The organism is Cupriavidus sp. GW821-FHT07C08, assembly GCF_059419025.1.
In genome coordinates this window covers 1-22,202 of record NZ_JBWKQZ010000055.1, presented here as the reverse complement: position 1 = coordinate 22,202, position 22,202 = coordinate 1, and the positions used below count along the sequence as shown (strand labels likewise).

18 protein-coding genes are annotated in these 22,202 nt (G+C 65.5%); all 18 read left to right on the top strand.

Annotated features, from left to right (window positions below):
- Window positions 1–18 precede the first annotated feature (18 nt).
- The 18 genes from rsmG (at window position 19) to AC07UK_RS37705 (ending at window position 22,030) form a co-directional block, all read left to right on the top strand.
- Window positions 19–720, top strand: a complete 702-nt coding sequence (rsmG, locus tag AC07UK_RS37790; RefSeq protein ID WP_436222948.1) for a 16S rRNA (guanine(527)-N(7))-methyltransferase RsmG — start codon at window positions 19–21, stop codon at window positions 718–720.
- 84 nt (window positions 721–804) lie between these two features.
- Window positions 805–1,578 carry a ParA family protein gene (locus AC07UK_RS37785; protein WP_013958393.1) on the top strand — a complete coding sequence of 258 codons (774 nt, stop codon included), beginning with the start codon at window positions 805–807 and terminating at the stop codon, window positions 1,576–1,578.
- Between the two features lie 13 nt (window positions 1,579–1,591).
- Window positions 1,592–2,494, top strand: coding sequence for a ParB/RepB/Spo0J family partition protein (locus AC07UK_RS37780; RefSeq protein ID WP_436222947.1), 903 nt, complete (start codon window positions 1,592–1,594; stop codon window positions 2,492–2,494).
- A gap of 357 nt (window positions 2,495–2,851) precedes the next feature.
- Window positions 2,852–3,355 carry an ATP synthase subunit I gene (locus AC07UK_RS37775; protein ID WP_436222946.1) on the top strand — a complete coding sequence of 168 codons (504 nt, stop codon included), beginning with the start codon at window positions 2,852–2,854 and terminating at the stop codon, window positions 3,353–3,355.
- Window positions 3,356–3,599: 244 nt separating this feature from the next.
- The gene (atpB, locus tag AC07UK_RS37770) at window positions 3,600–4,466 is read left to right on the top strand and encodes a F0F1 ATP synthase subunit A (RefSeq protein WP_436222945.1); all 867 of its coding nucleotides are present in this window, start codon (window positions 3,600–3,602) and stop codon (window positions 4,464–4,466) included.
- 61 nt (window positions 4,467–4,527) lie between these two features.
- A complete protein-coding gene (atpE, locus tag AC07UK_RS37765) occupies window positions 4,528–4,794 on the top strand; it encodes a F0F1 ATP synthase subunit C (protein ID WP_013958389.1) in 267 nt (88 codons plus the stop codon).
- Between the two features lie 98 nt (window positions 4,795–4,892).
- Window positions 4,893–5,363 (top strand): F0F1 ATP synthase subunit B, encoded by a 471-nt coding sequence (locus AC07UK_RS37760; RefSeq protein ID WP_114131727.1) that lies wholly within the window; start codon window positions 4,893–4,895, stop codon window positions 5,361–5,363.
- Window positions 5,364–5,365: 2 nt separating this feature from the next.
- Complete coding sequence (locus tag AC07UK_RS37755) at window positions 5,366–5,908, top strand: F0F1 ATP synthase subunit delta (protein ID WP_479944115.1); 543 nt, start codon at window positions 5,366–5,368, stop codon at window positions 5,906–5,908.
- 39 nt (window positions 5,909–5,947) lie between these two features.
- Window positions 5,948–7,489 (top strand): F0F1 ATP synthase subunit alpha, encoded by a 1,542-nt coding sequence (atpA, locus tag AC07UK_RS37750; RefSeq protein ID WP_114131725.1) that lies wholly within the window; start codon window positions 5,948–5,950, stop codon window positions 7,487–7,489.
- Window positions 7,490–7,563: 74 nt separating this feature from the next.
- The gene (gene atpG, locus AC07UK_RS37745) at window positions 7,564–8,439 is read left to right on the top strand and encodes a F0F1 ATP synthase subunit gamma (protein WP_436222943.1); all 876 of its coding nucleotides are present in this window, start codon (window positions 7,564–7,566) and stop codon (window positions 8,437–8,439) included.
- A 33-nt stretch (window positions 8,440–8,472) separates the two neighbouring features.
- Window positions 8,473–9,876 carry a F0F1 ATP synthase subunit beta gene (atpD, locus tag AC07UK_RS37740; RefSeq protein ID WP_013958384.1) on the top strand — a complete coding sequence of 468 codons (1,404 nt, stop codon included), beginning with the start codon at window positions 8,473–8,475 and terminating at the stop codon, window positions 9,874–9,876.
- 142 nt (window positions 9,877–10,018) lie between these two features.
- Window positions 10,019–10,435 carry a F0F1 ATP synthase subunit epsilon gene (locus tag AC07UK_RS37735; protein WP_114131723.1) on the top strand — a complete coding sequence of 139 codons (417 nt, stop codon included), beginning with the start codon at window positions 10,019–10,021 and terminating at the stop codon, window positions 10,433–10,435.
- A 696-nt stretch (window positions 10,436–11,131) separates the two neighbouring features.
- Window positions 11,132–11,572 (top strand): CoA-binding protein, encoded by a 441-nt coding sequence (locus AC07UK_RS37730; protein ID WP_114131722.1) that lies wholly within the window; start codon window positions 11,132–11,134, stop codon window positions 11,570–11,572.
- 50 nt (window positions 11,573–11,622) lie between these two features.
- Window positions 11,623–12,573, top strand: a complete 951-nt coding sequence (locus AC07UK_RS37725; RefSeq protein ID WP_114131721.1) for an alpha/beta hydrolase — start codon at window positions 11,623–11,625, stop codon at window positions 12,571–12,573.
- A gap of 52 nt (window positions 12,574–12,625) precedes the next feature.
- Window positions 12,626–13,717 carry a uroporphyrinogen decarboxylase gene (hemE, locus tag AC07UK_RS37720; protein ID WP_436222942.1) on the top strand — a complete coding sequence of 364 codons (1,092 nt, stop codon included), beginning with the start codon at window positions 12,626–12,628 and terminating at the stop codon, window positions 13,715–13,717.
- 524 nt (window positions 13,718–14,241) lie between these two features.
- Complete coding sequence (locus AC07UK_RS37715) at window positions 14,242–16,563, top strand: primosomal protein N' (protein ID WP_436222941.1); 2,322 nt, start codon at window positions 14,242–14,244, stop codon at window positions 16,561–16,563.
- Window positions 16,564–16,756: 193 nt separating this feature from the next.
- Window positions 16,757–20,722, top strand: coding sequence for a trifunctional transcriptional regulator/proline dehydrogenase/L-glutamate gamma-semialdehyde dehydrogenase (gene putA / locus AC07UK_RS37710; protein ID WP_436222940.1), 3,966 nt, complete (start codon window positions 16,757–16,759; stop codon window positions 20,720–20,722).
- A 156-nt stretch (window positions 20,723–20,878) separates the two neighbouring features.
- Entirely contained in the window at window positions 20,879–22,030 is a 1,152-nt protein-coding gene (locus AC07UK_RS37705; RefSeq protein WP_013958377.1) for a branched-chain amino acid ABC transporter substrate-binding protein, read from the top strand.
- The last annotated feature ends 172 nt before the right edge of the window (window positions 22,031–22,202 follow it).

Here is a 22,202-nt window from a genome sequence, read left to right as displayed (position 1 = left end):
CCCGGTCCGCGACACACCATGACCGACGACGCCACGCAGCGTCGTCGCCTTGAAGCCGGCCTGGCCGAGATCGGGCTGGCGCTGGCGCCCGCCCAGATCGACACCTTGTTTGCCTACTTGGCGCTGCTGCGCAAGTGGAACGGCGTCTACAACCTGACCGCAATCCGCCATCCCGATGAGATGCTTACGCATCACATGCTGGATTCGCTTGCCGCCGTGCCGGCACTGGCCGAAGCCGCGCGCGCTGCAGAGGTAGGCACGCCGGCGCGGGGCAGGGTATTGGACGTGGGCTCGGGCGGCGGCATGCCCGGCCTGCCGCTGGCCATCGCTTGTCCCGACGTGTCGGTGCTGATGGTGGACATCGTGCAGAAGAAGACCGCCTTCCTGACCCAGTGTCGTGCACAACTCGGGCTTTCCAATGCCGCCGCGCATTGGGGGCCGGTGGAGAAGCTGGGCGATGATGATGGCTTTGCCGTGATCACCTCGCGCGCGTTTGCCGAGCTGACTGACTTCGTGAACCTGTCGGGCCAGCTCCTCGCGCCGCACGGCAAGCTGATCGCGATGAAGGGTGTTTATCCACAGGCCGAGCTGGACCGCATGGAAGCTGCCGGGCTGATGGCGCAATGGCAGGTCGATGCGGTGCCCCGCATCACCGTGCCCGGGCTGGATGCCGAGCGCCACCTGGTGGTGCTGTCACGGCGCGCAAGCGCCAACGCATGACGTACGCCGTGGCGCTGCGTGCAGCGCCGCGAACTGCCAGCCTCGCGCTGGCCGGATGAATTGAAGCAGGAGCCTCAGTAGCTTATGGCCAAGGTATTCGTGATCGCAAACCAGAAGGGCGGGGTAGGCAAGACCACCACCACGGTGAACCTCGCCGCCGGCCTGGCCGCGCAGGACCAGCGCGTGCTGCTGGTCGACCTGGACCCGCAGGGCAATGCCTCGATGGGTTCGGGCATCGACAAGCAGGCGCTGGAGCACAGCGTGTACCAGGTGCTGGTGGGCCTGGCCAGCATCAAGCAGGCGCGCCAGCGTTCCGAGACCGGCAGGTACGACGTGCTGCCCGCCAACCGCGAACTGGCCGGCGCGGAAGTGGAGCTGGTCGAGCTGGACCAGCGCGAGCGCCGCCTCAGGCAGGCCATCGAAGAGGTCAATGACGAATATGACTTCGTGCTGATCGACTGCCCGCCGTCGCTGTCGCTGCTGACGCTGAACGGCCTGTGCGCCGCGCACGGCGTGATCGTGCCGATGCAGTGCGAGTACTTCGCGCTGGAAGGGCTGTCGGACCTGGTCAATACCATCAAGCAGGTGCACGCCAACCTGAACCGCGACCTGCAGGTGATCGGCCTGCTGCGCGTCATGTTCGATCCGCGCGTCACGCTGCAGCAGCAGGTGTCGGCGCAGCTGGAATCGCACTTCGGTGAAAAGGTCTTCAAGACCCTGATCCCGCGCAATGTGCGGCTGGCCGAGGCACCGTCCTATGGCATGCCGGGCGTGGCGTTCGATCCGTCATCGAAGGGCGCCAAGGCGTACCTGGATTTCGGCGCCGAGATGATCGCGCGCGTCAGGCAGCTGGGCTGAAGGAGAGGGCAGCATGAGCACTGCAAAGAAAAAGGGCCTGGGCCGCGGCCTCGAAGCGTTGCTGGGCGGGCCGGCCGAAATCGTTGAATCGGCGAAGCAGGAGGGTGCGCCCACCGTGCTGCGCCTGACCCAGCTGCAGCCCGGCAAGTACCAGCCGCGCACGCGCATGGATGAAGGCGCGCTGCAGGAGCTGGCCGCCAGCATCCGCGCGCAGGGCCTGATGCAGCCGATCCTGGTGCGCCGCGTGGCCGAGCCGGACCGCTATGAAATCATCGCGGGCGAGCGGCGCTTCCGTGCGTCCAAGCTCGCCGGCCTGGACAAGGTGCCGGTGCTGGTGAAGGACGTGGCCGATGAAGCCGCGGCCGCGATGGCGCTGATCGAGAACATCCAGCGCGAAGACCTGAACCCGCTGGAAGAAGCGCAGGGCATCATGCGCCTGATCCGCGAGTTCAGTTTCACGCATGAGCAGGCGGCCGAGTCGGTCGGCCGTTCGCGCAGCGCGGTGTCGAACCTGCTGCGCCTGCTGAACCTGGCCGCGCCGGTGCAGACCATGCTGATGGCGGGCGACCTCGACATGGGCCACGCGCGCGCGCTGCTGGCGGTGGACGGCGCCAACCAGATCACGCTGGCCAACCAGATCGTGAACAAGCGGCTGTCGGTGCGCGAGACCGAGAAGCTGGTGGCGTCCACGCTCAAGCCGTTCGACCTGAAGTCGCTCAAGCAGAAGGGCGCCAACAACGTGCGCGACGTGGCACGGCTGGAAGAAGAATTGTCCGATGCGCTGGGCCTGGCGGTGCAGATCAAGCTGGGCGCGCGCGGCAAGGGCCAGCTCACCATCCACTTCAGCGACAACGACGCGCTTGAAGGCGTGCTCGTGCGCCTGCGCGAACCCACTGAAAAGCAGAAGGTCGCCTGAGGCAAGATGCCAAGGCGCACGTAGCTTCGCGTGCGCAATTCGGTGCGATTAACGGACATTGCGGCGATGACTGTTGCGTGTACGCTGCATTGGCCATTCCTAGGGCAGGTATACGTACGGCGTGCCCGGTAATCCCTCATCATGCGCAGGGTTCGCCGCGCAATCCAATTACGTCAAACATCATTGATGCGCAATTTTTGCGCGGCCATCATGCAATCGTGATGGCAACCGTTGTGCGCAACGCACTGCAAGGTAACTGTAAGCGGATTGACGCGAATCAGTAGTTCCCCTTAAAATCGTGCGGTTTGAATTCTGGTCGGGCCGAAAAGTTCCGGCCTGGAATGAGGCAGGCAGGTAGTGGTTCAAGACCGTCAGCAGCGAGGCGCTGGGTCCCGTCAGGAAGATGACTGGGACGACTGGAAAGAAGGCGCAGAACGTGAGGAAGAGGCTGTCGATCCGCTGTCGCACGCCGAGGCGGTGACGCTGTTTGGCGAGCGCGCGTTGCGCCCTTCGCGCATGACCCCGGGCAAGGTTGTCCTGGCGCAGGTGGTGGTTTCCCTGCTGTCGGCGCTGTGCTGGGCGCTGTTCGCGAAAGAGGCGGGGCCGTATGGGTGGTCGGCGCTGTTCGGCGGCATGGTGTGCTTCGTGCCGAGCGGATTCTTCGCCTTGCGCCTGTGGCTGGCGCGCGACCGGGCTTCGGTCGGCGGGCTGGTGCTGGGTGAGGCGATCAAGGTCTTCGGCACCGTGGCACTGCTGGTGCTGGTCGTGGTGCTGTACAAGGATCTGCGCTGGGTGCCGATGCTGGTCACGTTCCTGCTGGCGCTAAAGACATATTGGGTGGTGGCCCTGGCGATGCGCTAGGCCAGCCGCTCGAAAACGGTGCTTCATCCGGAAGTGGGGCACCGAAACGGAATATCAAGAGTTTTCCGTGACGGTTTCACCGCGGGTTTCATCGCAGTGACACCGGACACGGCCAAGGTTGGACCCCGCTTGCATCGCGGTGACCGGCGAATCCGCCGAAGGCAATGCAAGACGCGTACCGGGCGTTTGCCAGACAGTGGCGGCGCGCGGCCTGAAGATTTCGCAATATACCGTTCGTATCGACATGTCTGATGCTACCCAAGGCGCCGAACACGCGCTGACACCCTCCGGCTATATCGCCGAACACTTGCAGAACTTGAACTCGGTCGGCGGCAAGCAAGCGTCGGTGGTCGATTTCTCCGTGCTCAACTACGACACGGTGTTCTGGTCCGTGCTGTGCGGCGCCATCGCCGTGCTGTTCCTGTACGTCGCCGCGCGCCGCGTCACCGCCGGCGTGCCGGGCCGCTTCCAGGCCTTCGTCGAGATGATCGTCGAGATGGTCGACGACCAGGCCAAGGGCATCATCCACGGCGACCGTTCGTGGATTGCGCCGCTGGCGCTGATGGTGTTCTGCTGGATCACCATGATGAACGCGATCGACCTGATTCCGGTCGACTGGGTCACCGGCCTGAACAGCCTGCTCGGCGTCTTCCACATTCACCTTCCCCACCACCGCGCAGTGGCCACGGCCGATCTGAACGGAACACTGGGCATGTCGTGCTCGGTGCTGGTCCTGATGATCTACTACAGCTTCAAGATCAAGGGCACGGGCGGCTTCATGCATGAACTGTTCTCGGCCCCGTTCGGCGCCAAGTGGTACCTGGCCCCGTTCAACCTGGTCCTGAACCTGATCGAATTCCTGGCCAAGGCGGTCTCGCTCGGCATGCGGTTGTTCGGCAACATGTACGCCGGCGAACTCGTGTTCCTGCTGATCGCGCTGCTGGGTTCGATCTGGACGTTCAGCGCCGACATGTCCGCGCTGGGCTTTGTCGGCCACGTGGTCGCCGGCACGGTATGGGCGATCTTCCACATCCTGATCGTCCTGCTCCAGGCCTTCATTTTCATGATGCTGACGCTGGTGTACATCGGCCAGGCTCACGATCACCACTGATTTCCGGTTTTTGGTTTTTTGGTTTTTTGGTTCTAAGTCTCTCTAAATTAAAGGAGTCATCATGCAAGCATTTCTCGCCAACATCCAGGGTCTGACCGCCATCGGTATCGGCATCATCATCGGCCTGGGCGCTATCGGCGCCTGCCTGGGTATCGCCCTGATGGGTGGCAAGTACATCGAAGCGTGCGCACGTCAGCCTGAGCTGATGAACCCGCTGCAAACCAAGATGTTCCTGCTGGCTGGCCTGATCGACGCTGCATTCCTGATCGGCGTGGGTGTTGCAATGCTGTTTGCCTTCGCCAACCCGCTGCTGGCTGTCATCAAGTAATTCTTTTCGGTCTGCATGATGCTGACGGGCGGCGCGGGCCACTAGCCTGGCCGCCCTTGCGCATTTATCTGTAGTTTGATTACCGAAAGGAACACACCATGAATCTGAACGCAACGTTTTTTGCGCAGATGGTCGTGTTCTTCATCCTGTGGTGGGTTGTTGCCAAATTCATTTGGCCGCCGCTGGTGAAGGCGCTCGACGAACGCGCAACGAAGATCGCCGATGGCCTCGCCGCTGCCGAGAAGGGCAAGGCCGAGCTCGAACTCGCCAACAAGCGTGTGGACCAGGCTATGGCCGAAGCCCGCACCGAGGGTGCACAACGCGTCGCTGACGCCGAGAAGCGCGCCCAGCTGACGGCGGACGAGATCAAGCAAAACGCCCAGGCAGAAGCCGCACGCATCATTGCCCAGGCCAAGGCCGAAGCAGACCAGCAAGTTACCCGTGCACGCGAAGAACTGCGTGACCAGGTTGCCGTGCTGGCCGTCAAGGGTGCCGAGCAGATCCTCAAGCGTGAAGTGAACGCGCAGGTCCACACCGACCTGCTCAATCAACTCAAGGCTGAGCTCTAATCATGGCTGAAACCGCAACCATTGCCCGTCCCTACGCTGAGGCGCTGTTCCGCGTCGCCAGCGAGTCGAGCGCAGGCAATCTGGGTGCATGGTCCGAACTGGTGTCGGAAATGGGGCAGGTTGCCGCCAATCCCGACATAAAGGCGCTCGCCGGCGATCCGAACGTTCCCGGCGAGAAGCTGGCCGAACTGTTCCTGTCGGTGCTGAAGTCCCCGCTGAATGACGAGGCTCGCCGCTTCGTCAAGCTGCTGGTGGATAACGGCCGCCTGACGGTGATGCCGGAAATCGCCGAGCAGTTCCATGTGCTCAAGAACGCCCGCGAAGGGTCGTCGGATGTCGAGATCACCAGCGCATTCCCGCTGGAAGGTCCGCAGTTGAACGATCTGGTCGCTGCACTCGAACGCAAGTTCGGCCGCAAGCTGTACGCGAAGGTGGCGGTGGACCCGTCCCTGATCGGCGGCGTGAGCGTCAAGGTCGGCGACGAAGTGCTCGACACCTCCGTGCGTTCGCGCCTGGCTGCCATGCAAGCCACGCTGACCGCCTGACCGCACCGGCCGACGGATTGAAGAATTAGGAGCATTGTGATGCAACTGAACCCCTCAGAAATCAGCGAGCTGATCAAGACCCGCATCTCGGGCCTTGGCGCTGAAGCTGAAGTGCGCAACACCGGCACGGTGATTTCCGTGACCGATGGCATCTGCCGCGTGCACGGCCTGTCCGGCGTGATGCAGGGCGAGATGCTGGAATTCCCCGGCAACACCTTCGGCCTCGCGCTGAACCTCGAGCGCGACTCGGTCGGCGCCGTGGTGCTGGGTGACTACGAACACATTTCCGAAGGCGACACGGTCAAGTGCACCGGCCGCATTCTGGAAGTGCCGGTGGGCAAGGAACTGCTGGGCCGCGTGGTCAACACGCTGGGCCAGCCGATCGACGGCAAGGGCCCGATCAACGCCAAGGAAACGGACGTGATCGAGAAGGTCGCCCCGGGCGTGATCGCGCGTCAGTCGGTGAGCCAGCCGGTGCAGACCGGTCTGAAGTCGATCGACTCGATGGTGCCGATCGGCCGTGGCCAGCGTGAGCTGATCATTGGCGACCGCCAGACGGGCAAGACCGCCGTGGCTGTCGACGCGATCATCAACCAGAAGGGCAAGGGCATGTACTGCGTGTACGTCGCCATTGGCCAGAAGGCTTCGACGATCGCCAACGTGGTGCGCAAGCTGGAAGAGCACGGCGCGATGGAATACACCGTCGTCGTGGCCGCCGCCGCTTCGGACTCGGCCGCCATGCAGTACCTGGCTGCCTACGCCGGCTGCACCATGGGCGAGTACTTCCGCGACCGCGGCGAAGACGCGCTGATCGTCTATGACGACCTGACCAAGCAAGCCTGGGCCTACCGCCAGGTGTCGCTGCTGCTGCGCCGCCCGCCGGGCCGTGAAGCGTACCCGGGCGACGTGTTCTACCTGCACTCGCGCCTGCTGGAGCGTGCTGCCCGCGTGAACGCCGAGTACGTCGAGAAGTTCACCAACGGCGCTGTCAAGGGCAAGACCGGTTCGCTGACCGCGCTGCCGGTGATCGAAACGCAGGCCGGCGACGTGTCCGCGTTCGTGCCGACCAACGTGATCTCGATTACCGACGGCCAGATCTTCCTGGAAACCGACCTGTTCAACGCTGGTGTCCGTCCCGCCATCAACGCCGGTATCTCGGTGTCGCGCGTGGGTGGTGCTGCGCAGACCAAGGTGGTGAAGAACCTGGCCGGTGGTATCCGTACCGACCTGGCCCAATACCGTGAACTGGCTGCGTTCGCGCAGTTCGCTTCGGACCTGGACGACGCCACCCGCAAGCAGCTGGAGCGCGGCCGCCGCGTGACCGAACTGCTGAAGCAGGCGCAATACCAGCCGCAGCAGGTGTGGCAGCTGGCCGCGTCGCTGTTCGCTGCGAACAACGGCTTCCTCGACAACGTGGAAGTGAAGGACATTCTGCCGTTCGAGAAGGGCCTGCACGACCATCTGAAGACTAAGTACGCCGACCTCATCAACCGTATCGAAGACACCAAGGTGCTGTCGAAGGAAGATGAACCCGCCCTGCGTGCCGCGATCGAGGATTTCAAGAAGTCCGCCGCGTTCTAACCGCGCAATTCCCCGATACCGCCGCCGCGCCTGGCTAACGCCGGCGCGGCGCTGGTTCGGACGGAGAGGAAAGTATGGCCGGAACGAAAGAGATTCGAACCAAGATCAAGAGCGTGCAGAACACGCGCAAGATCACCAAGGCGATGGAGATGGTCGCCGCATCCAAGATGCGCAAGGCGCAGGAACGGATGCGCAATGCCCGTCCCTACGCCGAGAAAGTGCGTAACATCGCGGCGCACCTGGCTTCTGCCAACCCCGAGTTCAAGCACCCGTTCATGCAGGAGCGCGAAGTCAAGCGCGTCGGCATGATCGTGGTCACGACCGACAAGGGGCTGTGCGGCGGTCTGAACACGAACGTGCTGCGTGCGGTGACCAACGAGCTGAAGAGCCTGCAGGGTCGCGGCGTGGATGTGCAAGCTACTGCCATCGGTGGCAAGGGCATGCAGTTCCTGAGCCGCATCGGCGCCAGGGTGGCCTCGAATGTGGTGCAGCTCGGCGACACCCCGCACCTGGAAAAGCTGATCGGCGCGATCAAGGTCCAGCTCGACGCATTCACCAATGGTGAAGTCGATGCGGTGTACATCGCGTACACCAAGTTCATCAATACGATGAAGCAGGAACCGATGGTTGAGCAACTGCTGCCGCTCGCCGCCGACAAGCTGTCGCAGACGGAAGAAGAGAAGCGCGCCTACTCGTGGGACTACATCTACGAACCTGACGCGCAGACCGTGGTGGAAGAGCTGTTGGTCCGCTACGTCGAGGCGCTGGTGTACCAGGCCGTGGCCGAGAACATGGCGTCCGAGCAGTCGGCGCGCATGGTGGCCATGAAGGCGGCATCCGACAATGCCAAGAACGTGATCGGCGAACTGCAGCTGGACTACAACAAGACCCGGCAGGCAGCGATCACCAAGGAATTGTCAGAGATCGTCAGCGGTGCGGCAGCGGTCTGAGGCGTCAAGAATTCAAGCTATCGGAGATACGAAATGAGTATCGGAAATATTGTGCAGTGCATTGGCGCCGTGGTGGACATCGAGTTCCCGCGCGACGCAATGCCGAAGGTGTACGACGCGCTGGTGCTGGAAGACAGCGGCGAAACGTCGTTCGCCGAAAAGGGCCTGACGTTCGAAGTCCAGCAGCAGCTGGGTGACGGCGTGGTCCGTACCATTGCCCTCGGTTCGTCGGACGGCCTGCGCCGCGGCATGCCGGTGAAGAGCACCGGCGCGCCGATCTCGGTGCCGGTGGGTCAAGGCACGCTGGGCCGCATTATGGATGTCCTGGGTCGCCCCATCGACGAAGCTGGCCCGATCGCTTCCGACGAACGGCGCGCGATTCACCAGAAGGCGCCGAAGTTCGACGAACTGTCGCCTTCCACCGACCTGCTCGAAACCGGCATCAAGGTGATCGACCTGATTTGCCCGTTCGCCAAGGGCGGCAAGGTGGGTCTGTTTGGTGGCGCAGGCGTGGGCAAGACCGTCAACATGATGGAGCTCATCAACAACATCGCCAAGCAGCACAGCGGTCTGTCGGTGTTCGCCGGCGTGGGCGAGCGTACCCGTGAAGGGAACGACTTCTACCACGAAATGAAGGACTCGAACGTGCTCGACAAGGTGGCCATGGTGTTCGGCCAGATGAACGAGCCGCCGGGCAACCGTCTGCGCGTGGCACTTTCCGGCCTGACCATGGCCGAGAAGTTCCGCGACGAGGGCCGTGACATCCTGTTCTTCGTCGACAACATCTACCGCTACACGCTGGCTGGTACCGAAGTGTCGGCACTGCTGGGCCGTATGCCTTCCGCCGTGGGCTACCAGCCGACGCTGGCTGAAGAAATGGGCAAGCTGCAGGAGCGTATTACGTCGACCAAGACCGGCTCGATTACGTCGATCCAGGCCGTCTACGTGCCTGCGGATGACTTGACCGACCCGTCGCCGGCTACCACTTTCCTGCACCTGGACTCGACCCTGGTGCTGTCGCGTGACATTGCCGCTCTCGGTATCTACCCCGCAGTGGACCCGCTCGACTCGACCTCGCGTCAGATGGACCCGCAAGTGGTTGGCCAGGAGCACTACAACGTTGCGCGCGCCGTACAGCAGACCCTGCAGCGCTACAAGGAACTGCGCGACATCATCGCGATTCTGGGCATGGACGAACTGTCGCCGGAAGACAAGATGGCCGTGAACCGCGCTCGTAAGATCCAGCGTTTCCTGTCGCAGCCGTTCCACGTGGCCGAAGTGTTCACTGGTTCGCCGGGCAAGTACGTGCCGCTGAAGGAAACCATCCGTGGTTTCAAGATGCTGGTGGATGGCGAGTGCGATCACCTGCCCGAGCAGGCGTTCTACATGGTCGGCTCGATCGACGAAGCCTTCGAAAAGGCCAAGAAGCTCCAGTAAGCAGCGTCTTTCGCCTTCATGCGTCGTTGCCGCCGCCTTGCCGTAGTTAATCTACTGTCTGCGGCGGCCGCGCCTGGCACGAAGGCGAAATACTTGCTTCCCGGATACGGGAAGCCAAAGCTTTCAGGAGAAAGGATCTGATATGGCAACCATTCTTGTAGACGTCGTCAGCGCGGAAACGTCAATCTTCTCCGGCCAGGCGAAGTTCGTGGCGCTGCCGGGCGAGTCGGGTGAACTGGGCATTCTGCCGGGTCACACGCCGCTGATCACGCGCATCCAGCCGGGTGCCGTGCGGATCGAGAAGGAAGACGGCAGCGAAGAGTTCGTGTTCGTTGCCGGCGGCATTCTCGAAGTCCAGCCCAAGCACGTCACCGTGCTGGCCGACACCGCTATCCGCGGTGGCGACCTGGACGAAGCCAAGGCGCAGGAAGCCAAGCGTGCTGCCGAAGAGCTGATGCAGAACCAGAGCAGCGATCTGGATCTGGCACGCGCTCAGAGCGAGCTCGCCGTGGCGGCTGCCCAACTGGCTGCCATCGCCCGCCTGCGTCGTAAGAAGTAAGCAATTAGTCGGTTGTCGCGCTGTTGTTTTTCTGGCGCGACAATGAAAAAAGGCAGCCGATGGCTGCCTTTTTTTTGGGCGTGGCGATATGCTTTTGTCCTGCCTGGACAAAAAAAAGCGCGCGGGCCGGGGAGGCTCCGCGCGGACGGGAAAATCCCTTCGAGGGGTCAATTCGAAGGAACGGGTTCGGTCCAGGCCGACAAGCAAGGCGCAACGGATATCCAATATCCGACCAGAGGCCGCAAAGGCCACGCGCTGCAACGGTCTACCTGGTGCTCCGGTCCAGCGGCGATCTGCTGGATCGGAAAATCGGGTTACTGCTTCAAAAAGGCTTTCTTCACCACGCCCCTTTAAGTCTGAACAGCCTTATTCACTGGGACGCCACACGTCGCGGACAGCGGGTGTGTCAATGCATTGTGGGGGAAACTCCCCGGCATGGCAGTAACAAAATGTATCGTTTTGCAAGAAGTTGAAAGCCCGAGGTGCCGGGATCTGGCGTGTTCGGCATATTTCCGCGCGTTCACGTCACTTTAACCGTAGAAACGTGTCGTTGCATTATCTTTAATGACGCGATTTACGTGTTCGCTCCCCCACCAATCTCTGCGTGACAATTCCGGTTACGATTCAGGACGCCTGTGGCCTTCGCGTTGCGTTTTTGCATGTCCGCGGGCCTGCCCTTGACCACCCGGAGACGCGATGCGCCCTGAGATGCAGCAAGCCATACAAGCCATGCTGGGGATGAAGACCGTGGCCGTGGTCGGCCTGTCCGACCGCCCGGAGCGTCCCAGCCATGAGGTTGCGGAATTCCTGCAGGAGCACGGCTTCCGGATTGTGCCGGTCAATCCGCGTCATGCCGGCGAACGCATTCTGGGCGAGACCTGCCATGCCACGCTGCGCGAAGCCGCCGACGCTGCCGCGGCTGCAGGCAGCCCCATCGCGTGGGTCGACATCTTCCGCCGTGCCGAGGAAACGCCCGCCGTGGTCGATGAGGCCATCGCCATTGGCGCGCAGGGTGTCTGGCTGCAGTTGGGCATCCTCAACGACCAGGCCGTGCGCCGCGCTTCCGATGCCGGCCTGCTGGCGGTGCAGGACTGCTGCAGCAAGGTCGAACTGACGCACCAGCTCGGGCTGGACTGATTCCCGCCCGGCACTGCTTTCACTTTCCGCTTTCCCATCAGCCGCCAACCATGGCCATCGATCCGCAACTGCTTGCCTATTACCGCCGCCTGGCGGAGCGCTACGCCAATGTGCCCGCGCCGGCCGACATTCCCGCACAGCGGGCCCGCTTTGCCGAGATCGCGGCGGCGTCGCTGTTGCCGGATCCCGCAGGCATCACGGTGCAGGACCTGGAGCTTGCGCTCGCCGGCCGCACGCTGGGTGCCAGGCTGTTCCGCCCGGCGGGCGAGACCGCGCCACGGCTGGTGGTCTACTTCCACGGTGGCGGCTGGGTGATCGGCTCGCCGCAGACGCACCATACGGTTGCCGCCTTGCTGGCGGCCGACATGGGCTGCGCGGTGGCCAGCGTCGACTACCGCCTCGCCCCCGAGCACGCGTTCCCGGCTCCCTGCGACGATGCCGCCGAGGCCGTGCAGTGGTTCGCCGGGCAACGCCAGGCACTCGGGCTGGCGACCGACTTCCTCGCCGTGGCGGGTGACAGCGCCGGCGGCCACCTGGCGGCACAGGCAGCGCAGCAGCTCAACGGCGGCGGCACGGCGCGGGTCGATGCGCAGCTGCTGATCTATCCCGTGACGGCACCGGTGCTCAGCACCGAAAGCTACCGCGCCTTTGCCGACGGTCCTGGCCTGACGCGCGACGAGATGGCCTGGTTCTGGACCCAGTTCATCGGCGCCGAGGCCCTGGCGCAGGGCGCTGCCCATCCCGACCCCCGCGTGCACCTGATGGCCGCACCGCCGGTGCGCCCGCCCGCCACCGTGCTGATGGTGGCCGCGCACGATGTGCTGCGCGACGACGGCCTGGCCTATGCCGACTTCCTGGTGCGCCACGACGCCCCGGTGATTACCATCGAGGCCGGCGGCATGACCCACGGCTTCGCGCGGCTGCAGCCCGATGCCGAACGCGCGCGCGAATGGATGCGTCGTGCCGCAGCGGCCTTCGCCGGGATGATCGACGACGTCTGAGCGGCATCCACCGGCAGCCATCCCTTAGAATGGCGGTCTTACGAGGATGACCATGACCGCACTGCAGAACGATACCTTCCTGCGCGCGCTGCGCCGCCAGCCGACCGAATACACGCCGCTATGGCTGATGCGCCAGGCGGGCCGCTACCTGCCCGAGTACAATGCCACGCGCGCCCGCGCCGGCAGCTTCCTCGGGCTGGCCAAGAACCCGGCCTACGCTACGGAAGTGACACTGCAGCCGCTGGACCGCTATCCGCTGGACGCGGCGATTCTCTTTTCCGACATCCTGACCGTGCCCGACGCGATGGGCCTGGGCCTGTCGTTCGCGCAAGGCGAGGGTCCGCGCTTTGCGCATCCGCTGCGCACTGAAGCCGACGTGCAGAAACTGGCGGTGCCGGACATGGCGTCGCTGCAGTATGTCTTTGACGCGGTGAGTGAGATCCGCCGCGCACTGGTCCAGGACGGCCGCCAGCGCGTGCCGCTGATCGGCTTTTCCGGCAGCCCCTGGACGCTGGCGTGCTACATGGTCGAAGGTGGCGGCTCGGACGACTTCCGCACGGTCAAGGCGATGATGTACGGCCGCCCGGACCTGATGCACCGCATTCTCGAGATCAACGCCCAGGCGGTGACGGCCTACCTGAATGCCCAGATCGAAGCCGGCGCGCAGGCCGTGATGATTTTCGACACCTGGGGCGGGGCGCTCGCCGATGGCATGTACCAGGCGTTCTCGCTGGCCTATATGCGCCGGGTGCTGGCCGGCCTGAAGCGCGAACACAATGGCCAGCAGGTGCCCGCGATCGTCTTTACCAAGGGCGGCGGCCTGTGGCTCGAGGCGCTGGCTGACACCGGCGCCGACGCGATCGGGCTGGACTGGACCGTCAACCTGGCCGAAGCGCGCCGCCGCACCGGCGGACGCGTGGCGCTGCAGGGCAATATCGACCCGACCGTGCTGTTCGCCCCCGAGGCCGCGATCCGCGAGCAGGTTCGCGGCGTGCTGGACAGCTATGCCGCTGCCGGGGGCAGTGATGGTCACGTATTCAACCTGGGCCACGGCATTTCGCAGTTCACGCCGCCGGAGAATGTCTCGGTGCTGGTGGACGAAGTGCATCGCCACAGCCGCCAGCTGCGCGCTGCGCGGAAGTGACGGTAACAGTATGCGGCCGGCCTGGCTGCTGCTGCGGCGCCCTGCGCTGCAGCGCGCCGGCGCGCCAGCGTACCCAGTGCTGCGGGAGCCGCGCCGCCGGACCCTGTCAAGTTAACTTTTTCGCCAGCATTCGCCAAAAAGGTGCTCGGACTTGACTGGCGGTACTTGACTTATGCACACCGATAGGTTTGCCGCAGTGCGGGACAGGGTTATTCCCTAACCTATCCGGGGGATGTTTGCAAGCCTTTGATTTTTAAGGCTTTGGAAGAATTGCAAAGGAAGGCCCGATGCCAGTGGATCCCTTGTTTCTCGGGGCTTTCCGGTCAGCCAGTGCGACTTTTCAACAAAGTTATCCACAGGGGCGGTGGAATAAGTGGAAAACCAGTCATCTATCATCGACTTAGGGCCACATTTGAAGTTTTACTTTAAGTTGATGTTGCGCCGCACACTAGAATTCCACCCTCATTACGCCTGCCGCCCGTTGCACAAAGGTTGCGCAAAGGCGGTGCACCAGGAAGGGCCGCATGGCGCCAATTAGCGGCGCGCTCCCACTGGTCGATGACAGCACGGCGGTGGGCGCCGTGATGCCGTCCGCCGCCGCCCAGCCGGTCATCAGGGTCGCGCTGGACACCCCCGCCGACGACTGCTTCGACTATCTCGCCACGCCCGAGGTCGCCCCGGGCGACCTGGTGGTGGTGCCGTTCGGCCGCCGCAGCATGGTTGGCGTGGCAGTGGCGTACGCCGACCACTCCGATGTGCCCGCCGACCGGCTGCGCCCGGTGGCGCAGCGCCTGGACTGGATGGCGCCGCTGCAGCCCGACTGGATCGAGCTGGCCGCCTTTGCCGCGCGCTACTACCAGCGCCGCCTGGGCGAAGTGATGCTGCCGGCCTTGCCGCCGGCCCTGCGTGAGGCCGAGAGCTGGCCAGGCCTGGCCCAGCGTGCCCGCACCGACGAATACCGCCTGTTGCCCGGGCATGCAGAGGCCTTGCTGGCTGCCGTGCCGCCACGCGCACGTAGCGTGCGTGCCCTGGCGCAGGCGCTGGCCGAGCGCGCCGCCGCGGCCGAGCCGCTGACGCTGGCCGACGCCCGCGTGCTGTGCGCGGCGGCACCGGCGCGCCTGGCCGAATGGCAGGCCGCCGGCTGGGTCGAGGCCAGCCGCACCGCGCGCACCCTGCTGCTGACCGACCCCACGCAGCCGCCGTCGGCCGCGCCGCCGCTGCACGACGAGCAGCGCGCCGCGGTGCAGGCCATTGCCGAGGCCGAGGGCTTTGCGCCGTTCCTGCTGCACGGGGTAACCGGCAGCGGCAAGACCGAGGTCTACCTGCATGCGATGCAGGCGGTGCTGGAACGCGACCCCCAGGCCCAGGTGCTGATGCTGGTGCCCGAAATCAACCTGACCCCGCAGTTGCAGGCCCGCATCGCCGCGCGCTTCCCGCACCTGCCACTGGCGGTGCTGCACAGCGGCCTGGCCGACCAGGAGCGCAGCCTGCAGTGGCTGGCCGCTCACCGCGGCGAGGCCCGCATCGTGCTGGGCACGCGCATGGCGGTGATGGCGTCGCTGCCGGCGCTGGCGCTGATCGTGGTCGACGAGGAACACGACACTTCCTACAAGCAGCAGGAAGGGCTGCGCTACTCCGCGCGCGACCTGGCGGTGTGGCGCGCCAAGCAGCGCGGCATTGCCGTGGTGCTGGGTTCGGCCACGCCCTCGATGGAGACCTGGTGGCGGGCCGGGCAGGGCACTTACCGCAAGCTGGTGCTGCGCGAGCGCGCCCAGGCTGAAGCGACCCTGCCGACGGTGCGCCTGGTCGACCTGAACCACGAGCGCCAGCGCCAGCGCGCGCTGTTCGAAGGCTTGTCGGTGCCGCTGCTGGAAGCCATCGACGCGCGCCTGGCGCGCGGCGAGCAGAGCCTGCTGTTCCTGAACCGCCGCGGCTACGCGCCGGTGATTGCCTGCGACAGCTGCGGCTGGCTGTCGGGCTGCCCGCGCTGCTCGGCGTACCTGGTGCTGCACCGCCCCGAGCGGCGCCTGCGCTGCCACCACTGTGGCCTGGAGGCGCCGGTGCCGCACCACTGCCCGGACTGCGGCAATGTCGACATAGCGCCGCTGGGGCGCGGCACGCAGCGGATCGAAGAGGCATTGGCGGCGCGCTTCCCGCAGGCCCGCATCGCCCGCATCGACGCAGATTCCACGCGCCGCAAGGGCAGCGCGCAGGCCATGTTCGACGAGGTCCATGCCGGCGAGGTCGACATCCTGGTAGGCACGCAGATGGTGGCCAAGGGGCACGACTTCCAGCGCGTGACCCTGGTCGGCATCGTCCATCCGGACGCGGCCATGTTCAGCCACGACTTCCGCGCCGCCGAGCACCTGTTCGCCTCGCTGATGCAGGTGGCCGGGCGGGCAGGGCGGGCCGGCCTGCCGGGCGAGGTGCTGATCCAGACACGCTACCCGGACACCCCGGCATTGCAGGCGCTGACGCGCCACGACTATGATGGATTCGCGGCCAGCCAGTTGCGCGAGCGGCGCCAGGCCGGGTTGCCCCCGTTCTGCTACCAGGTGCTGGTAACCGCCGAGCACGGCCAGCTGGAACGGGCGCTGCAGTTCCTGGAAGTGGCGCGCCGGCATGCCGAAACCTGCGCGCTGGCGGCTGAGGTGCAACTGCACGACCCGGTGCCGATGTCGATGGTGCGCATCTTCAACCGGGAGCGTGCGCAGATGCTGGTGGAGGCCACATCGCGGCCGGTGCTGCAACGCTTCGTGGCTGAGTGGGTACAGACTTTCGCAGATGTAGGAACGGAGGCAAAAGGGGTGCGCTGGCAGCTTGAGATCGATCCGTTGCGGATCTGAGCCGGCTGGCGTGGCGGCAAAGGTGCAACCCTGGCATTAGGGTTTTCGATAGGGTTGCACTAGGTTGCACCTTGGTGATTTTCGGGAGTAAGATCGCGCCAGCTCACAGGCTGCGGCCGGTCGCGCGCCCGTGCCTGCCGGCATGGACGAGGTAGCACCGGCGGCGGCTCCAGTCTTTCGGAGAATTGCCCGCATGGCCACCACCACTCTCGGCGTCAAGCTCGACGACGCCTCGCGCGACCGCCTCAAGCGCGTTGCCCAATCCATCGACCGCACGCCACACTGGCTGATCAAGCAGGCCATCTTCACCTATCTCGAGCAGATCGAGCGCGGTCACCTGCCGCACGAGACCGGCGCCGCCGGTAGCGCCGACGCGGATGGGGCCGACGGAGCCGAACTGGTCCATGGCGATGCGCCGCAGCCGTTCCTGGAGTTCGCCCAGAGCATCCAGCCGCAATCGGTGCTGCGTGCCGCCATTACCTCTGCCTATCGTCGTCCGGAAACTGATTGCGTGCCGGTGCTGCTGGAGCAGGCGCGCCTGCCGCTGCAGCAAGCCGAGGCCGCCATCAAGATGGCCAAGACCCTGGCCACGCGGCTGCGCGAGCAGAAGGTCGGCACCGGCCGCGAAGGCCTGGTGCAGGGCCTGATCCAGGAATTCTCGCTGTCGTCGCAGGAAGGCGTGGCGCTGATGTGCCTGGCCGAGGCGCTGCTGCGCATCCCCGACAAGGCCACCCGCGACGCGCTGATCCGCGACAAGATCAGCGGCGCCAACTGGCAGTCGCACCTGGGCCAGAGCCCGTCGCTGTTCGTCAACGCCGCCACCTGGGGCCTGCTGCTGACCGGCAAGCTGGTCGCCACCCACACCGAATCGGGCCTGACCAAGGCGCTCACGCGCATCATCGGCAAGGGCGGCGAGCCACTGATCCGCAAGGGCGTGGACATGGCCATGCGCCTGATGGGCGAGCAGTTCGTCACCGGCGAGACCATCTCCGAGGCGCTGGCCAACGCGCGCAAGTACGAGGCCGAAGGCTTCCGCTACTCCTACGACATGCTGGGCGAGGCCGCCATGACCGAGGCCGACGCGCAGCGCTACCTGGCCTCTTACGAGCAGGCCATCCACGCCATCGGACAGGCTTCGCGCGGGCGCGGCATCTATGAAGGCCCGGGCATCTCGATCAAGCTGTCGGCGCTGCACCCGCGCTACAGCCGCGCGCAGCATGAGCGCGTGGTGGGCGAGCTGTATGAGCGCCTGAAGTCGCTGACGCTGCTGGCACGCCAGTACGACATCGGCATCAATATCGACGCCGAGGAAGCCGACCGCCTCGAGATCTCGCTGGACCTGCTGGAACGCCTGTGCTTCGAGCCCGAGCTGGCCGGCTGGAACGGCATCGGCTTCGTGGTGCAGGGCTACCAGAAGCGCTGCCCGTTCGTGATCGACTACCTAATCGACCTGGCCCGCCGCAGCCGCCACCGCCTGATGATCCGCCTGGTCAAGGGCGCCTACTGGGACAGCGAGATCAAGCGCGGCCAGGTCGACGGCCTGGAGGGCTACCCGGTCTACACGCGCAAGGTCTACACCGACGTGTCGTACATCGCCTGCGCGCGCAAGCTGCTGTCGGTGCCGGACGCGATCTACCCGCAGTTCGCCACGCACAATGCGCATACGCTGTCGGCTATCTACCAGATCGCCGGCCACAGCTACTACCCCGGCCAGTATGAGTTCCAGTGCCTGCACGGCATGGGCGAGCCGCTCTACGACCAGGTGGTCGGCGCCACCGCGGACGGCAAGTTCAACCGCCCGTGCCGCATCTACGCGCCGGTCGGCACGCATGAGACGCTGCTGGCCTACCTGGTGCGCCGCCTGCTCGAGAATGGCGCCAATACCTCGTTCGTGAACCGCATCGCCGACGATACCATCTCGCTGGACGAGCTGGTGGCCGACCCGGTCGCCGTGGTCGAGGCCATGCACCGCGACGAAGGCGTGCTGGGCCTGCCGCACCCGCGCATCCCGTCGCCGCGCACGCTGTACGGCAAGAGCCGTCCCAATTCGGCAGGCATCGATCTCGCGAATGAGCACCGCCTGGCCTCGCTGTCGTCGGCGCTGCTCGCCGGCACCAGCGAACGCGCCGTGGCCGAGCCGCTGCTGGGCGCCGAGGTGCCGCGCGCTGCCGACGCCATCACTGCGCCGGTGCTGAACCCGGCCGACCACCGCGACGTCGTGGGCCATGTCACCGAGGCCAGCCAGGCCGACGTCGACGCCGCGCTGCAAGCTGCCGTCAATGCCGCGCCGATCTGGCAGGCGACGCCGCCGGACGTGCGCGCGGCCGCGCTCGAACGCGCCGCCGACCTGATGGAAGCCCAGATGCAGTCGCTGATGGGCATCATCATGCGCGAGGCCGGCAAGACCTTCTCCAACGCCATCGCCGAAGTGCGCGAAGCCGTGGACTTCCTGCGCTACTACGCCGCCGAGGTGCGCCGCAGCTTCGACAACGAGACCCACCGCCCGCTGGGCCCGGTGGTCTGCATCAGCCCGTGGAACTTCCCGCTGGCGATCTTTACCGGCCAGGTGGCCGCGGCGCTGGCCGCCGGCAACCCGGTGCTGGCCAAGCCCGCCGAGCAGACCCCGCTGATCGCCGCCGCCGCCGTGCGCCTGCTGCGCGAAGCCGGCGTGCCGGCCGGCGCGGTGCAGCTGCTGCCGGGCCGCGGCGAGACCGTGGGCGCCGCGCTGGTGGGCGATGCCCGCGTCAAGGGGGTGATGTTCACCGGCTCGACTGAAGTCGCGCGCATCCTGCAACGCAACGTTGCCGGCCGCCTGGACGCCGCCGGCCGCCCGATCCCGCTGATCGCGGAGACCGGCGGGCAGAACGCGATGATCGTCGACTCGTCGGCGCTGGCTGAACAGGTGGTGGGCGATGTCCTCAGCTCCGCTTTCGATTCGGCCGGCCAGCGCTGCTCGGCGCTGCGCGTGCTGTGCCTGCAGGAAGACGTGGCCGACCGCGTGCTGGAAATGCTCAAGGGCGCCATGCAGGAACTGAACATGGCCAACCCGGACCGGCTGTCGACCGACGTCGGCCCGGTGATCGACGAAGAAGCGCGCGGCAATATCGTGCGCCATGTCGACGCCATGCGCGCCAAGGGCCGCCGTGTCCACCAGGCCGACCCCAACGCCGCGCAGGGCGCCAGCTGCCGCAACGGCACCTTCGTGCCGCCGACGCTGATCGAACTGGACAGCATCGAGGAACTCAAGCGCGAGGTGTTCGGCCCGGTGCTGCACGTGGTGCGCTTCCCGCGCGCGGCGCTGGACACCATGGTCAGCCAGATCAATGCCACCGGCTATGGCCTGACGCTGGGCATCCATACCCGCATCGACGAGACCATCTCGCATATCGTCAGCCGTGCCCACGTCGGCAACCTGTATGTCAACCGCAATATCGTCGGCGCCGTGGTGGGCGTGCAGCCCTTTGGCGGCGAAGGCCTGTCGGGCACCGGCCCGAAGGCGGGCGGCCCGCTGTACCTGCACCGCCTGCTGTCGGTCTGCCCGCAGGATGCGGTGGTACGCAGCGTGCGCGCGTCGGACGCGGGCGGCGGCGCCGAGGCGGCCACGCTGCGCGACGAGACTGCAGCGGCCTTCCAGGCCTGGGCCAGTGCCGAGCTGCCGGCGATAGCCGGCGCCTGCGAGCGCCTGGCCCAGGCGTCGCCCTCGGGCCTGACCGTGACGCTGCCCGGCCCCACCGGCGAGCGCAACACCTACACCCTGCTGCCGCGCGAGCGCGTGCTGTGCCTGGCCACGCAAGAGGCCGACCTGGCGCTGCAGCTGGGCGCCGTGCTGACCGTCGGCGCCGACGCCGTATGGCCGGAAAACCCTGTCAGCCGGGGGCTGTTTGCGCGCCTGCCTAAGGGCGTACAATCGCGCGTCCGCATGGTGGCCGACTGGACCGCGGCGGACAACGCTATCGATGCGGTGCTGCACCACGGCGACTCCGACCAGCTGCGCACGGTGTGCGAACAGGTGGCTGTGCGCCCCGGTCCGATCATCGGCGTGCAGGGCCTGGCGCAAGGTGAACCGAATATCGCGCTCGACCGTTTGCTGATCGAGCGCTCGCTCTCGGTCAACACCGCGGCCGCGGGCGGCAATGCCAGTTTGATGACGATCGGCTGAGGCAACCCTCGGACGTCGTCATGTCGAAGCGCGCAGCGGTGGCGGCGATCCCGCCCCGTTGCGCACAGGAAGCAAGGCGCGGCACTGCCAGGCCGCGCCAATATAACTGCCGGCAACGGCACCACATCGGCACCATTTGGGACCCAAGGAGATCTGATGAACTCGACATTCCACAAGACGGCAATGACCGTTGCCCTGACCCTGGCTGGCCTGACCGCAGCCTCGGCGGCGTTCGCGCAGGCCCAGGAAATCAAGCTGGGCTTTGCCGGCCCGATGACCGGCGGCCAGGCGCAGTACGGCAAGGACATGCAGAACGGCATCGTCCTCGCGATCGAGGACATGAACGCCACCAAGCCCAAGATCGGCGGCAAGGAAGTCAAGTTCGTGCTGGTCTCCGAAGACGACCAGGCCGACCCGAAGACCGGTTCGGTGGTGGCGCAGAAGCTGGTGGATAACGGCATCCAGGGCATGCTCGGCCACTTCAACTCGGGCACCACCATTCCGGCGTCGATGGTCTACAACCGCGCCGGCATTCCGCAGATCGCCATGGCGACCGCGCCGGAATACACCAAGCAGGGCTTCAAGACCACCTTCCGCATGATGACCTCCGACACCCAGCAGGGTTCGGTGATCGGCGCCTTCGTGGTGAAGAAGCTGGGCGCGAAGAACATCGCCATCGTCGATGACCGCACCGCCTACGGCCAGGGCCTGGCCGACGAGTTCGAGAAGGCCGCCAAGGCCGCCGGCGGCAAGATCGTGCGCCGCGAGTTCACCAACGACAAGGCGGTGGACTTCAAGGCCGTGCTGACCAACATCAAGCGCAGCAACCCGGACATCATCTTCTACGGCGGCGCCGAGACCCAGTCCGCGCCGATGGCCAAGCAGGTCAAGGAACTGGGCATGAAGGCCCCGCTGGTGTCGGGCGAAATGTCCAAGACCGACAACTTCCTGAAGCTCGCCGGCCCGGCTGCAGAAGGCACCGTGGTGTCGCTGGCCGGCCTGCCGCTGGACCAGATGCCTGGCGGCTCCACGTATGAGAAGAAGTACGAGAAGCGCTTCGGCTCGAAGGTGCAGACCTACTCGCCGTACGCCTATGATGGCGCCACCGCGATGATGTCCGCCATGGTCAAGGCCGGGTCGACCGATCCGGTGCGTTACCTGCCGGTGCTGGCCGCTACCAATATGCAGGGCGTGACCACCAAGATGCTGGCGTATGACGCGCGTGGCGACCTGAAGGATGGTGGTATCACTGTCTATAAGGTGGTTGGCGGCAAGTGGACGGTGCTGGAGACGGTTGGCGGGAAGTAAGCTGCTTGCTGTTGTTGCTGGTTATGGGAGACGCCGCCTTTGGGGCTAGGCGGTCGCTTAAAGTGTTGATGTAATTCTCAATGGCCATCTCTGTCCTAGCAGAGATGGCCATTCTCTTAGGCAAAATTTCTTCCACAAGAGAACACGGGCGACAAAACGCAGTTTTCACTGC